A 13,074-nucleotide genomic window follows, 5' to 3' on the forward strand; every position below is an offset into this window, starting at 1 on the left:
CGGTCGCTGACATGATCGATACGAAGCAGGCGGGACCTCGGCACAACTGGCAGACCATCACCTTGCTGACGTTGCTGACGTTGGCGAACGGGTTCGTCTTCGTGGCCCTCATCTTCGCGTGGGTGGACGACGTCGACCACGGTGGGGACTGGGGCGACAAGGAACTGAACTACATCGTCTTCGCCACCGTCTTACAGGCCGCCGCGGTCGGCGCGCTGCTCGCGGCGTGGTTCAAGCGCCTCTGGGGCGCGCAGACGTACCTGGCGATCCAGGTGCTCGCGCTGTTCATCCTGCTCGTGACCACGCCGGAGGCGTTCAGCCTCCAGAACCTCCTGTCCATCGCGCTGGGAGGCCTCCTGGTCTCGGTGTGCGGCAAGGCCTGGCGCGACAGCGCGGCGTCGCTCTGACTGGCCAGGCCGGAAACCGAGGTCGTGCGCCGGGCCCGGCCGGTCAAGGGCCGGGGTCCAAAGCGGCGGTGACTTCGTGTCGATCAGCAGTCGTCCACCCGCCACGTGCCGGACTCGCGTACCCACGGCTCGCCCCGCTGGTCCAACTCGGGCTTGGCGAAGGTGTACGTGACGCGGGCCATGTCCCCGGCGGCTTGATCCACGGTCAACGTCCGGACGTCCAGCGGCCCGTAACGCCTGCCCGCCAGTTCCACCATCTGCACGAAGTCCACGCGTGTGTGCCGCTCCCGGCAACGCTGCGACAGCAGGTCGTAGGCCTCGCCGCCGCGTCCACCCAAGAATGCCGCCGAGTAGGCCCGGACCTGAGCTTCGAGGTCGGAGGTGTCCGGCTGCGCGGTGGTGGTCGACGCTTGGCCGGCGGTCGTCGCCGGTCGGGTGGCGGAGATCGGCTGACTGGTCGGCGACTGCGGGGCGGCGGTGTCGACGGGGGTGTTCCCGCAGGCGCTCAGGGCTGTCAGGGCGGTCACCAGGATGATCGTTCGTCTCACAGCACGCTGATCGTGCCCGGCTGTCGATTCGCTACCGCGGCGTCCCTCTGACTAGTCCAGTTGCACCACTGGTGCACCAAGAGGACTGGTCGGATGCGGCATTCGGTGCTGGGCGTAGGCCCATGCGACGCATTGACCGAAAGTTAATTTCAACCATTCTCATAGGTACGAAAACATCGGACCTAGGAGACGTTGGATGCCACGGCTACCCCTGCTGACGCACCGTCACCGCCTGAGAGGCATGGCGAGACCTTCACTCGCCATCGCCACCGCCATCGGGCTGTTCGCCGCACTGTCTCCCACCACCCAGCAACCGCTGGACGCCACCCCCGCGTCCATCGCGCCCGAACTCGTCGCACAGGTCCAGGCGACCTCCGCGGGCGAGCCGGTGCAGGCGCTGCTGATGCTCCCGAACGCCGAACTGTCCGGCGACCGCGACGAGGTCCTCGCCACCCTGCACGACCACGCGGCCGGTACTCAGGCCGAGGTCGCCGAGGCCATCGGTGAGACCGCGACCGTGGTGAACCGCTTCTGGCTCACCAACATGCTGCTGGTCGAGTTCCCCGCGGACACCGACACGCTCAACTCGCTCGCCGCCGTGCCAGGCGTGGAGCAGGTGATCCCGAACTTCACGATGACCGCGCCCGATCCCGTCACGAGCACCGCAGCCGTCACCCCGGCCGCCGAACTCACCTGGGGTCTCCAGAAGATCGGCGCGGGCCGGGTCTGGGACGAACTCGGTGTCAACGGCAGCGGCGTCCGCATCGCCACGCTGGACACCGGCGTCGACGTCAGCCACCCCGACCTCGTCGGCAAGATGGTGACCGACAACGCCGGCGACCCCAAGTACCCCGGTGGCTGGATGGAGTTCGACACGACGGGCAACCGCGTCGCCTCCGCGCCGCGCGACTCCGCCTACCACGGCACCCACGTGGCGGGCACCATCCACGGCGGCGCGACCTCCGGCACCGCGATCGGTGTCGCACCCGGCGCCGAGATGATGCACGGCCTGGTGATCCCCGGCGGTAGCGGCTCGTTCGCACAGGTCGCCGCGGGCATGCAGTGGGCCGTCGCGCCGGTCGACGCGGCGGGCAACCCCGCCGGACGGCAGGCCGACGTGGTCAGCATGTCGTTGGGCGGCAACGGTTTCCACGCCGTGATGATCCAGCCGACGCGCGCGATCCGCGCACTCGGCTCGTTCCCCGCCTTCGCCATCGGCAACAACTGCGGCACGTTCGGCACGGCGAGCCCCGGCAACGTGTACGAAGCGGTCGCCGTCGGCGCCACCGACAGCTCCGACAGCGTCGCGTCGTTCTCCTGCGGCGCCGTCGTGCGCAAGGACCAGTGGACCAGCCCGCCCGCCGACTGGCCCGCCACCTGGGTGAAGCCGGACATCTCCGCACCCGGTGTCGACGTGCACTCGGCGTCGCCGGGCGGCGGTTACCGGACCCTGTCCGGCACCTCGATGGCCACCCCGCACACCGCGGGCGCCGTCGCGCTGATGCTGTCGGCCGCCGGCGACATGCCCGTGTCCGACGTGCTGAACGTGCTGGCGGACACGGCCTTCTGGGACGACCGCTACGCCGGCGCACCGCCGGACACCCGGTTCGGCAAGGGCCGGATCAACGCCTACGAGGCGACGCGGTTCGTCGCGCTGAACTCGGGCGTGCAGGGCAAGGTCACCAACGCCGCGTCCGGCTCGCCGGTCTCCGGCAGCACCGTCCGGATCGAGCCTGGTGGCCGCACCGTCACCACCGGCGCGGACGGCACGTTCACCAGCAGGCTCGAACCGGGTGACTACACCGTCGCCGTCGAGGCGTTCGGGTTCGAGAAGGCCACGGCGAACGTCACGGTCGCGCCCGATTCCTTCGCCACGGTCGACGTCGTGCTCACACCGGCGCCCTTCGGCCGCGTCACGGGCGCCGCGAGCCTCGACGTGTCCGGCGCCGGCATCCCCGGTGTCGCGGTCAAGGTGCTCGGCGTGCCGACGGACCTCTCCGCGGTGACCGGCGCCGACGGCAAGTACACGATCAACAACGTGCCCGCGGGCACCTACCGGATCAGCGCGTCGTACCCGGCGTTCCGGTCGCCCGGCGAGGTCGAGGTGACCGTCGTCGCGGGTGAGGCGGCCACGGCCGACTTCGCCTTCGGCGCGCCGCCGCGCACGGTGGCGATCGTGGACAGCTCCGAGTCGCGGGCCAACCAGTACCGCGACGTCGTGTTCGCGCCACGCGGTATCGCGACGGCCTACTACAACTGGACCGAGCTGGACAAGGCGGCGCAGCACGCGACCGTCGTGCTCGGCTACGGCCTGACGTCGAACTACGACCAGGCCCGGTTCCAGGCGTTCCTCGACGCGACGGACGCCAACGGCACCGGCGTGATCTTCACCGACCACGCCAACTCGACCGGCAACGGCATCCGGCAGCTGTCCAAGCACACCGGGCAGCCGGCGTCGACCGGGTACAACTCGGGCGGCAGCACGTCGGCCGTGTCGTACTACGAGGTGACCTCGGCGCACCCGATCTTCGACGGGTACGCGGTGGGCGACCGCATCCCGCTCGACGACAGCACGCGGGCGAAGTGGGTGGCGTGGTTCGACGGCTACTCCGGTGAGGGCAGGCAGACCATCGCCGGCCTCGGCCGGACGGTCGACGGCGTGATGGGCGGCGGCATCGGCGTCGACCAGCGGGCCAAGAACCGGCACGTGCTGCTGTCGCTGCACGGTGTGTCGGCGACCAGGGGCCCTGGCGACTGGACGACGCAGTCGACCGACCTGTTCCTCAACGCGATCGATTGGGCGTCGCCTGCTCCGGACCCGAAGCAGCCGTACTACGCCGTGCACGACCTGAAGGTGTCGCCGGGTCTGGTGAAGGCCAGCGAGAACGTCACGGTGACCGTCCAGGTCAAGAACGTCGGTTCGTCGGCGGGCACCTACAACGCGGTGCTCAAGGTCGGCGGCGCGGTCCACACGACCACGCCGGTGCAGTTGACGGCCGGCCAGTCGAAGACCGTCACGTGGACGGTCGACCCCGACAAGCTGGGCACGTTCGCGGTCGAAGTCGGGCACCTGACCGGCTCGTTCCGGGTGCGGGCGCCACGCGTCGACCTCGCGGTGTCCACGGTGGAGGCACCGGGCGCCGCCGCGGTCGGTCCGCTCGCCGGGGCGACCGTCGAGCTGATCAGCGGTGGTCAGCTCCGCGGGCTCGGGAAGACCGACGGCGCGGGCAAGCTGTCGTTCGAGATCCCGGACACGGTCGGCAGGTACACCCTCGTGGTGCGCAAGCCGACGCCCGAAGGTGGCGGCGACGCCTACCTGCTGCACCGGGTCATCACCGTGATCGACGACGACGCGATCTCGTTCACGCCCAGGGTGTTGGCGGGCGCGCAGGCCGCGTCCATCGGCGAGAACTTCGCCGTCCGGGCGAACATCGCGCTGGACGCCGCCGACCAGCGGCACACCGGCTCGGTGTTCCTGCGGCCGTCGGGCACCGCGCCACACGGGTACCGCTTCGAACCGGGCAAGCTGGTGGCGACCCTGGACAAGTACGAAGCGGTCACCGTGCACTCGGTGAAGCACCTCGAACAGGACTGGTTCCTGCCGAGCACGAAGGTCGGCGGACTCGACTGGACCACCCCGTACGACGTCCCGTTCACCTTCGGCGGTCCCGCGAAGGTCTCGGTCGGCGACGTCGTGGTCGGCGCGGACGGTCAGGCCGCGGTGGACTGGTCGGTGACCGACGCGCACGGCGTGCCGTTCGCGACGGTGATGGCCTCCGCCGTGCGGCCGTTCCTGAGCCTCCCCGAGCGGGTGGCGCTGGAGGACGTCGAGGGCCTGGTCCGGGCCGCGGCGCCGAACGAGCTGAAGCCGGTCCTGCGGCTGTTCGCGCCGGACGGCAGCCCGGTGCGGGCCGGTTCGATCAACTGGAACGCGCGGCCGTACACGTTCACGGTCGCGCCGGGGACGCCGAACGGGGCGTACCGGTTGGCGCTGGACGTGAATACCGGCGGCTACTCCGGTGACCTCACCGGTGAAGCCAAGCTCAGGGTCGGGCCGGAACCGGTGGCCAACGTGTCCGTGACGGACACGCGGGGCACGTTCGCACCGGAAACGCACACGCAGTACGACGTGCGTGCGGTCAACAGCGGCACCGCCGACTCCGGGCCCATGGCCTGGACCGTGCGGATCGCGACCGGCCACGCACTGGCGCCGAAGGACGTGGTCCTGCGGCTGAAGGTGGGCGACAAGTGGCAACGCGTGGCGCTCACCCACGACGGCGGTGCGCTGGTCGGCACTGTCGTGGCCGACGCGGCGGTGGCCGCCGGGGCCGAACACACGTGGCGGATGTCGTTGCTGCTGCGCACAGCCGGCACCTACACGGTCACTGACACGTTCGCGGGCGGCGGCATCTCCGTCACCAACGCCGACGAACTGGTCGTGGCCGCACCGGTGGGCGTCCGGTAGTCGTCCGGTAGTCGTCCGACAGGCAAGGCAACACGTCCGGTCCCGCGGTGCTCCTGCCGCGGGACCGGACGTGTTTCCGGGACCATGTCGTCCTTCGAGCTGATCGTCGCGGACCGCGACGTGATCAGGGATCCGTGCGAGGTCGGTGCTACCTGGTCGCCGGGTCGAGGCGCACGCAGCAATGGCCCGCCGCGGGGGCGAGTCGGGCGGTCAGTCCGGTCGTGGCGAGCCCGTCGAGCAGGCCGTCGAGCAGGCAGAGGTTCATGCCGCACACGAGCTCGGTGTGCTGCCGGGCCAGTTTGTGGAAGGGGCAGTTGCCCAGGACGATCGAGGTGCCGGGATCGTCGGCGCGTGGCTCGAACCCGAAGTCCTCCAGCGCCCTCATCACGGTGAGCAGGCCGTCCTCGGTGGCCGGGGTGGCGGCTCGGGCTGTCTCACCCAGGTCCTTGCCGACGTCACGGGCGCGTCGGTGCAGGACGGTGCGCGGCGGTTCGCCGGAGGTCTCGGCTTCGGCGACGGCGTCGGCCAGCAGGAGCCCGGCCAGTTCGTAGTGCCGGTCGGGCAGCGAGACCGCGATCTGTTCGGCGGACCGCCGGTACAGCTTCGCCGGCCGGCCCGCGCCGGGACCGGTACGGCCGGTGCGCCGCTCGTGGACGACTTCCAACAGTCCTTCGGCGACCATCCGGTCGAGGTGGAACGCGACCGTGGTGCGCGGTACTCCGGTGGCCTCGGCGACCTCGTCACGGCTCGCCGGCGCGGGGTGGCGCACGACGAAGTCGTACAGCCGGCGGCGGGTCGGTTCGTCGAGCGCCGCGACGGCGGAGATGTGCGCCATGGACTGGTCGGCCTCACCCATTCTAAAACCCACTTCTGTTGACGAAATCTCGCGCTGCGTTCTAAGGTTAGCCGAAGTTGTCTATAGAAGGAGGAGCCATGGCCACCGAGGTGTCCGGCGTCCAGCCGGCCAGTCGAGCGTTGCGGTCCGACCCCGCCTACCAGGCGTTTCTTCTTCTGCGAACCGTGTTCACCGTGGCGCCGGTCCTGTTCGGGCTCGACAAGTTCGCCAACCTGCTCGTGGACTGGCCGCTCTACCTGGCCCCGTGGATCGACGGGATCCTGCCCGGGTCCGCGCAGCAGGCCATGTACGGCGTGGGCGTGGTGGAGATCGTGGCCGGCGTCGTGGTGGCGGTGGCGCCGCGCTTCGGTGGGCTGCTCGTCGCGGTGTGGTTGGCCGGGATCATCGTCAACCTGCTGACCATCCCGGCCTTCTACGACGTGGCCCTGCGCGACTTCGGCCTGTTCGTCGCCGCCGTCGCACTGGCCCGGTTGGCCACGAAGTACGCGCCGGCGCGCGGTGGGAGCGCGGGGTGAACGGGCTCGCGCGACAGACCTCCCTCGACGCTCCGCCCGCGGGCTCGCATCGACGGCTCCAGTCGGTCCACGGGCGTGACGGCGTCGACCTGGAAGCGGCACAGCGGGCGGTGGCCGACCTGCTCACCGCGCTCGGCCGGAACCCGGGGTCGGACCACCTGGTCGACACGCCCAGGCGGGTCGCCCACGCCTACGCGGAGATGCTCACGCCGCGCGAGTTCGACCTGACGACCTTCCCGAACGACGAGGGCTACGACGAACTCGTTCTGGCTCGCGGCATCCCGGTCCAATCGCTGTGCGAGCACCACCTGCTGCCGTTCCACGGTGTCGCCCACGTGGGTTACCTGCCGGGGGAGCGCATCCTGGGCCTCTCGAAGCTCGCCCGCGTGGTCGAGTTGTTCGCCCGCGACCTCCAGGTGCAGGAACGACTGACCAAGCAGGTGGCGGACTGGCTGCTGGAACACCTGGCGCCCAGGGGTGTCGGCGTCGTGATCGAAGCCGAGCACCTGTGCATGTCATTGCGTGGCGTCCGCGCCACCGGCTCGCGCACCGTCACGTCCGCCATGCTGGGCATGCTCCGTGACGACGCGCGCACGCGGCAGGAGTTCCTGGCCATGGCCGGCGTCTCGAGGTGAGCGGATCCCGGGACGCCGGCCTGCCGGAACGGACGTCGTCAGGCGTGCGGTCCGCGTGGTGGGTGCAGGGCGGCGCAGGTGATCACCAGCGAGGCCAGGACGACCACGGTCATGAAAACGGTGATCAGCACGTCGACGAGCCATTCGAAGAGCATGGTCAGTCCAGTGGTGAGGTGGTCTTGTCGCCTGGAGGGTGGGTGCGAGCGTCGGCACGTCGCAGGCTGGTCAGGCTGGTCAGCGTCACGACCGCGAGCACGACGATGATCACGGCGAGGGAGACCGGCGTGGGGATCTCCGGCACGGCCGGCCAGATCCCGTGCGCCCAGTGCAGCACCAGCTTCACCCCGATGAACGCGAGGATGATCGCCAGCCCGTGGTTGAGGTGGACGAGCTTGGCGAGCGCGGTGTGGAGCACGAAGTACAGCGCGCGCAGCCCGAGCAGGGCGAAGGCGTTCGTGGCGAACACCAGGTACGGGTCCTCGGTGATGCCGTACACCGCCGGTACCGAGTCGACGGCGAACACCACGTCGGTGGCGAAGACCGCCACCACCACGACCGCCAACGGCGTGAGCGCGCGTCGTCCCTGCTGACGGACGGTCACGTGGGCGCCGTGGTAGTGGTCGGTGACCGGCATCAGCCGGCTCAACAACCGGACCGACCGCATCCGGGAGACGTCCGGCTCGACCACGAGGCCGGTGATCGCGTGGTGGAGGACCTTCACCGCCGAGGCGAACAGGATCAGGCCGAACACGAGGAACGCCCAGGTCCCGGCCGCCAGCATCGCCGCGCCGGCCGCGATGAACACGCCCCGCAGCACGAGGGCGCCGACGATGCCGTAGAGCAGGACGCGTTGCTGCACGTCGGACGGGACGGCGAAGGCGGCGAGCAGCAGCATGAACACGAACAGGTTGTCCACCGACAGGGACTTCTCGACCACGAACCCGGTCATGAACTCCAGCGCCCGGTCGCTGCCGAAGGCGTTCCACAGCCAGGCCCCGAACACCACCGGCAGGGCGAGGTAGAACACCGACCAGCCGGCGGCCTCCCGCATCGACACCTCGTGCGGGCGGTGGGTGACCGCGAAGTCGGCGACCAAGAGCGCCACCAGGACGATGATGCTGATCAACCACAAGCCCGGCGACCCGACGGATTCCACCGAACTCGCCGGCACTGCCGCTGACAGGGGCACGAGACCTCCTCGAACAGTCGATGTTCGAGGTCTCCTTCACCCTGGCGGGCGGCCTCCCGGGGACACCGAACGGGATGTCCGTATTGACCGGGTCGGCGCTTGGGAAGTACTCCCCTCGGGGCCCAGTATCAGGCAGAACCGCCGTCGAGTAAAGGGTCGGTAAAGGGGCGTCGCTCGATCGGGTCGTGCCTCACGCCCCCGCTGACCGGCGGTCAATGATCGGCGTTCGACAACCACCGCGACCAGTCGGTGAACTCGGTGATGCCCGGTCTGCCGGTGCGCCGGGCGCCCGCCAGGCGTTTCGGCAGCCGTCCGGCGGCTTGGAGGCGCAGCCACTGGTCCGGGTTCAGGGTGAGCGCCCGCACGTCCAGATCGGCCAACGCCCCGACGTCGTCGACATCGGCTTCGGACAGGTCCAGGTAGGACAAGGAGGGCAGCCCGGCAAGGTCGGATATGGTGACAGGGAGGCCTTTCACGGTCAGGTCCCACAGCTTCGGGTGTCCTCTGAGGACGGACAGGTCGGCTTCCCGGACGTTGAGGTCCAGGCACTGCACGCTTTCCGGCAACCGCAGGTCCACGCTGTCGGCGCCGTTCACGAACAGCGCCCGCACGCGCGGGGTGGCGGTCAGGGCGCGCAGGTCGAGCGTTCGGCCCTCGGCGAGGAACAGTTCCTGCACGGTGTCCCGGTGGGGGATTTCGGCCAGCAAGTCCGCGAGGTCGCGGTCCTCGATCAGGACCGTCGCTCCGTGCTCGGCGGGCCCGTCCGGCAGGGACATGCGCGGACGCCCGTCCCACTCGACGTCGCCGGCGTCCAGCTTCGAGACGACCGCTTCCAGCCGTGCGGTCAGGGATTCCGCGATGTGGCCGACAGGTCCGAAGTAGTCGGCGCCGTGGACGATCAGCTGCCCGGAGCGACCGGCCGGGCCGGGATCGAGGTCGACGGCGCACGCGTTGCCGGCGAAGTCCTCGGCGATCACGACCCACCAGTCGTTGCGCGACACGTCCCGCACCGCGCCCGGCGGGTCTGATTCCAGGACGACCCGTGACAGGGCGAACAGTTCCTCGGTCCAGCCCCAGGCGCCGAGGGTGTCACCGGGGTAGTCGGACACGAGATAAGTGGACACGACTCTCGGCAGCGGCAGGAGGTTGAAGGGGCCCAGCAGGCGGGATTCCCGCATGTCGTCGCCGATGACGCGGTACAGCGCCCGCACGTCCTCGGGCAGTCGCAGGCCCATCTCGTCCTCGGCGGCGGCCAGTTCGGCCTCTGTGCTCGGCGTGCCGAACTCCGGTGCGCGCCCCGTCTGCCGGCGGTAGTGGTCGGTGAACCTCGTGACCAGCGCGCCGACGTGCCGCAGCACTTCGGGATCGGTCGGCTCACCTGTCGGCCGTGCCGCTGCGGGTCGTGGCATCCCTTGCAACGGGTGGTTCGGGTGTCGGTAGTCGGGGTCGAGGACGACCGTGTCCAGCGTCGCCGGGGCGGGCGTGAACAGGTGCCGGAACTCCGTGCCGCCGTGGCTGTCGCCCGACACCTCCAAGACCAGCGTCCGGTCGTCGCCGGGTGCCCGCAGCGCCTTGTCCAGTGCTTGCAGCAGCTGGGAGAACGGCTCGGTGTGCGCTTCGGGGATCTGCAACCCGCCGTCCGGCCAGGTGCGGAAGTGCGGGATGCTGCGGTCGGGGACATGGATCTGCCACGTCCCGGCGCGTTCCGGGCCCAGCGTGCCCCGTGCCATCCGCATGAGTTCACCGACGAGCACTTCGAGATGATCGTCCACGGGCGGCAGTCTGCCGGCGAAACACCCATTCCAGACGTGAGATGCGGCGGGTGGACCACATGACAGCTGAGTTCGACCACGTGACCCGCAACGAGACGGAGATGGACTCGATCCACGAGCGGTGGCTCGGCGACCGAAACCGGGGGAGGGGCGGCCATGAGTACGAGGAGTCCTGGGCCGGCGAGCAGTGTGGTGGTTGTCGGTTCTGGGTCCCGTTGGCAGGACGCGTCGGCCACGACTACGGCGTGTGCGCGAACGCGCTGTCGCCGTTCGACGGGCGGGTGCGGTTCGAGCACGACGGCTGTGACGTGTTCGCCGACGCGGGCCGGTGGCTGATCCCGGAGGACTTCGGCTGAGCCGGCGCGACCGACCAGGGCTCAAGCCTCGGCGGGCCGTGGCACTGTCCACAGTGGAGTGTTTGCTGAGTGGGAGCTTGCGCGATCGGTGGGCGTGGTGCGATCATCCCGGCATGTCGATTCGAAAGGGCGGGAACGCCCTCGATCTGTGAGCGGCCGGCGCCGGCGTGGCGCTGCCCGTCATGAGTTCCCCCCTCCCCGTGCAGTGCCGATCGACGCCGAGCGTTGGTGGCGTGCCGTCGCGTTGCGTGACGCGTGGCAGGCCCACGGGCTGGCCACCGGGCCTTCCGACCGTGCCGCCACCGAGGCCGCGATCTCGGCGCTCTACCAACTCGCGGACCGGCCGCCACCCGTCTTCACCTGGGTCGACTCGCCCCGCGCGGCCCTTCGGCTGGTGCCTCCTGGACCGGTCCGACATCCCGTGCGCGACCTGTCCCGCGATGTCGCCAACGACATCGCCGACCGGTGGAGCGCGTTGCGGTGGCGGTTGGACGGGGTGTTGCCGAGCCGTCAGTGGAGCGCTTGGTCGACCGAGAACGCTCTCGACGCGTTGCGCGCCGGGCATTCACCGGCCTACATCGCGGAAACCCACCTGCTGGCGCCGCTGCTGAGCCAGGTGCGCGACAGGGTCGTGAGGTTCGTGCGCGCCGAGCTGGGGGAGACGGTCGGGTTGTGCTGGTACGGCCAGCACGAGGTCGACTGGATCGCACGGTTCGAGGTGCACCGGCTGCTCGGCGGACTGTCGTTCACGGACGAGGACTCGGCCGAGTTGGAGCTGTGGGCGGTGCTCGCGCGTTCCTGCGGCTGGTGGTGGCCACGGGAAGGCCACTGCGTGGTGTCCGAACGGCCTGTCGTGACGCACTTCGAAGCGGGCGACGAACCGCGCCTGCACAACGAGAACGGGCCGGCGGTGGCCTACGGCGACGGGTTCGCGCTGCACTTCTGGCACGGCACCCGCGTGCCCGCGTGGGTGATCGACGACCCGACCCACGAGCGCATCGCGGCCGAGCGGAACGTCGAGGTGCGCCGCTGCGCCGTAGAACGCCTGGGGTGGCAGCGATTCCTCGACGGCGCGGACCTGGCACTCGTGGCCACCGCGCCCGACCCCGGCAACCACGGCCACGAGCTCCGGCTCTACGACCAGCCGGCCGGGTGGGGCGCGCGTCAACGCCTCCTCGTGACCGTCAACGGTTCCGTCGAACGTGACGGCACCCGCCGCAGGTACGGCCTGCGCGTCCCCGCGTGGTTCGACGACCCCGTGGACGCCGCCGCCTGGACCTACGGCCTCACGGGCACCCAGTACGCCCTCCTCGTCCGACGAACCTGAACCCCCCAAAGGTGCTGATGAAACTCTTCGAACTGCTCGACAAGACCAATCTCGACGTGCTCGACCACCTGGAACGGGAGGTGTCGGTCCCGGTGGTCGACGGCCTCCACGCCCAGGGCGACGTGCTCGTGCTGCCGTTCGACCTGGTGTCCTCGGTGGTGCGGATCGACGTGCACGCGCTGCTGGCGGACGTTCCGCCGGAGGGGGTCGAACTCGTGCGCGGCGCCGCCGGAGGCAACCCGCACACCCTCACCGCCGATCGCAACGCGGCCCGGTGGACCGCGAGCGTGATGGACCCGCTGGGCCTGGCCGTGGCCTACGTGGAGAACACCGCGCCCGTCTACCTCGTGCACCCCGAGCACGGCGCGACCGGCATCGCGCCTGGCCGCTGGCTCGTGCGCCGCCAGCGTGAACACGTGGCGGTGCGTCGACGGACGTCGTTCTCCTCCGGGTGGAGCGGCAGCGTGCTGGTCGCCGACTAGCCGGCTCGACTGACCAATCCGACGCGCGACCGGCGCCGAAGCAGGACTGACAGCACAATCACCTGCGGAGGAAATCATGTCTCGCTCGGTCAACCAACTGGTCGGTCTCGGGTTCGGCGCGGTGTACGTCCTGGTCGGTCTGCTCGGGTTCGTCGTGTCCGGTGACCACGCGTTCGCCGGCTCCCACGGCGGTCACCTGGTCGGCGTCTTCGCCGTCAACGGCCTGCACAACGTCGTGCACCTGCTCGTCGGCGCGGGCTTGATCGGCGGCGCGGTCCTCGGGCACGAGGTGTCGAAGAAGGTGAACACCGTGGTCGGGGCGGTGTACCTGCTGGTAGGTGTCCTCGGCCTGGTCATCGGTGGTTCGCAGCTGAACGTCCTGGCGCTCAACGCCGCGGACCACGGCCTGCACTTCGCCAGCGCGCTGCTGCTGATCGCCGTCGGTGTGGCGGCGGACCGCAGCCGGGGCGGTGCCTACGCCACGAGGTGACGGGCAGCGCGGCGCGTGGCCGGGACAGTGCC

The 13,074-nt window shown here is 70.2% G+C and carries 12 protein-coding genes; 8 read left to right on the plus strand and 4 right to left on the minus strand.

The features are described from left to right. The first annotated feature begins 11 nt into the window (after positions 1 to 11). On the plus strand, positions 12 to 407 hold the full coding sequence (locus F4560_RS08920) for a hypothetical protein (protein WP_184918512.1): 396 nt from the start codon (positions 12 to 14) through the stop codon (positions 405 to 407). 83 nt (positions 408 to 490) lie between these two features. Here the strand turns inward: F4560_RS08920 and F4560_RS43465 are convergent, their stop codons facing one another. Next, positions 491 to 934 carry a hypothetical protein gene (locus tag F4560_RS43465; protein ID WP_221483416.1) on the minus strand — a complete coding sequence of 148 codons (444 nt, stop codon included), beginning with the start codon at positions 932 to 934 and terminating at the stop codon, positions 491 to 493. A gap of 262 nt (positions 935 to 1,196) precedes the next feature. On the opposite strand from F4560_RS43465, the gene F4560_RS08930 reads away from it, so the two are divergent. Further along, positions 1,197 to 5,420 carry a S8 family serine peptidase gene (locus F4560_RS08930; protein WP_184918514.1) on the plus strand — a complete coding sequence of 1,408 codons (4,224 nt, stop codon included), beginning with the start codon at positions 1,197 to 1,199 and terminating at the stop codon, positions 5,418 to 5,420. Positions 5,421 to 5,568: 148 nt separating this feature from the next. Here F4560_RS08930 and F4560_RS08935 read toward each other — a convergent pair whose 3' ends face one another. Then, a complete protein-coding gene (locus F4560_RS08935; RefSeq protein ID WP_184918516.1) occupies positions 5,569 to 6,276 on the minus strand; it encodes a helix-turn-helix transcriptional regulator in 708 nt (235 codons plus the stop codon). Positions 6,277 to 6,353: 77 nt separating this feature from the next. Here F4560_RS08935 and F4560_RS08940 point away from each other — a divergent pair, with 77 nt between their 5' ends. Together F4560_RS08940 and folE are read left to right on the plus strand one after the other, a co-directional pair. Then, positions 6,354 to 6,791 carry a hypothetical protein gene (locus F4560_RS08940; RefSeq protein WP_184918518.1) on the plus strand — a complete coding sequence of 146 codons (438 nt, stop codon included), beginning with the start codon at positions 6,354 to 6,356 and terminating at the stop codon, positions 6,789 to 6,791. An 89-nt stretch (positions 6,792 to 6,880) separates the two neighbouring features. Beyond that, positions 6,881 to 7,426 (plus strand): GTP cyclohydrolase I FolE, encoded by a 546-nt coding sequence (folE, locus tag F4560_RS08945; RefSeq protein WP_221484116.1) that lies wholly within the window; start codon positions 6,881 to 6,883, stop codon positions 7,424 to 7,426. Positions 7,427 to 7,583: 157 nt separating this feature from the next. Here the strand turns inward: folE and F4560_RS08950 are convergent, their stop codons facing one another. Next, positions 7,584 to 8,609 carry a TerC/Alx family metal homeostasis membrane protein gene (locus F4560_RS08950; protein ID WP_221484117.1) on the minus strand — a complete coding sequence of 342 codons (1,026 nt, stop codon included), beginning with the start codon at positions 8,607 to 8,609 and terminating at the stop codon, positions 7,584 to 7,586. A gap of 218 nt (positions 8,610 to 8,827) precedes the next feature. Next, positions 8,828 to 10,387, minus strand: coding sequence for an SMI1/KNR4 family protein (locus tag F4560_RS08955; RefSeq protein WP_184918524.1), 1,560 nt, complete (start codon positions 10,385 to 10,387; stop codon positions 8,828 to 8,830). Positions 10,388 to 10,428: 41 nt separating this feature from the next. On the opposite strand from F4560_RS08955, the gene F4560_RS08960 reads away from it, so the two are divergent. The 4 genes from F4560_RS08960 to F4560_RS08975 all read left to right on the plus strand — a co-directional run bounded on the left by F4560_RS08960 (position 10,429) and on the right by F4560_RS08975 (position 13,042). Next, the gene (locus F4560_RS08960; protein WP_184918526.1) at positions 10,429 to 10,743 is read left to right on the plus strand and encodes a DUF3027 domain-containing protein; all 315 of its coding nucleotides are present in this window, start codon (positions 10,429 to 10,431) and stop codon (positions 10,741 to 10,743) included. Positions 10,744 to 10,948: 205 nt separating this feature from the next. Then, positions 10,949 to 12,070, plus strand: a complete 1,122-nt coding sequence (locus F4560_RS08965; RefSeq protein ID WP_184918528.1) for a DUF6745 domain-containing protein — start codon at positions 10,949 to 10,951, stop codon at positions 12,068 to 12,070. A 17-nt stretch (positions 12,071 to 12,087) separates the two neighbouring features. Beyond that, positions 12,088 to 12,552, plus strand: a complete 465-nt coding sequence (locus F4560_RS08970) for a DUF8820 family protein (protein ID WP_184918530.1) — start codon at positions 12,088 to 12,090, stop codon at positions 12,550 to 12,552. A 76-nt stretch (positions 12,553 to 12,628) separates the two neighbouring features. Then, positions 12,629 to 13,042, plus strand: a complete 414-nt coding sequence (locus F4560_RS08975) for a DUF4383 domain-containing protein (protein ID WP_184918532.1) — start codon at positions 12,629 to 12,631, stop codon at positions 13,040 to 13,042. The last annotated feature ends 32 nt before the right edge of the window (positions 13,043 to 13,074 follow it).

The organism is Saccharothrix ecbatanensis (genome assembly GCF_014205015.1).
Classification (GTDB): domain Bacteria; phylum Actinomycetota; class Actinomycetes; order Mycobacteriales; family Pseudonocardiaceae; genus Actinosynnema; species Actinosynnema ecbatanense.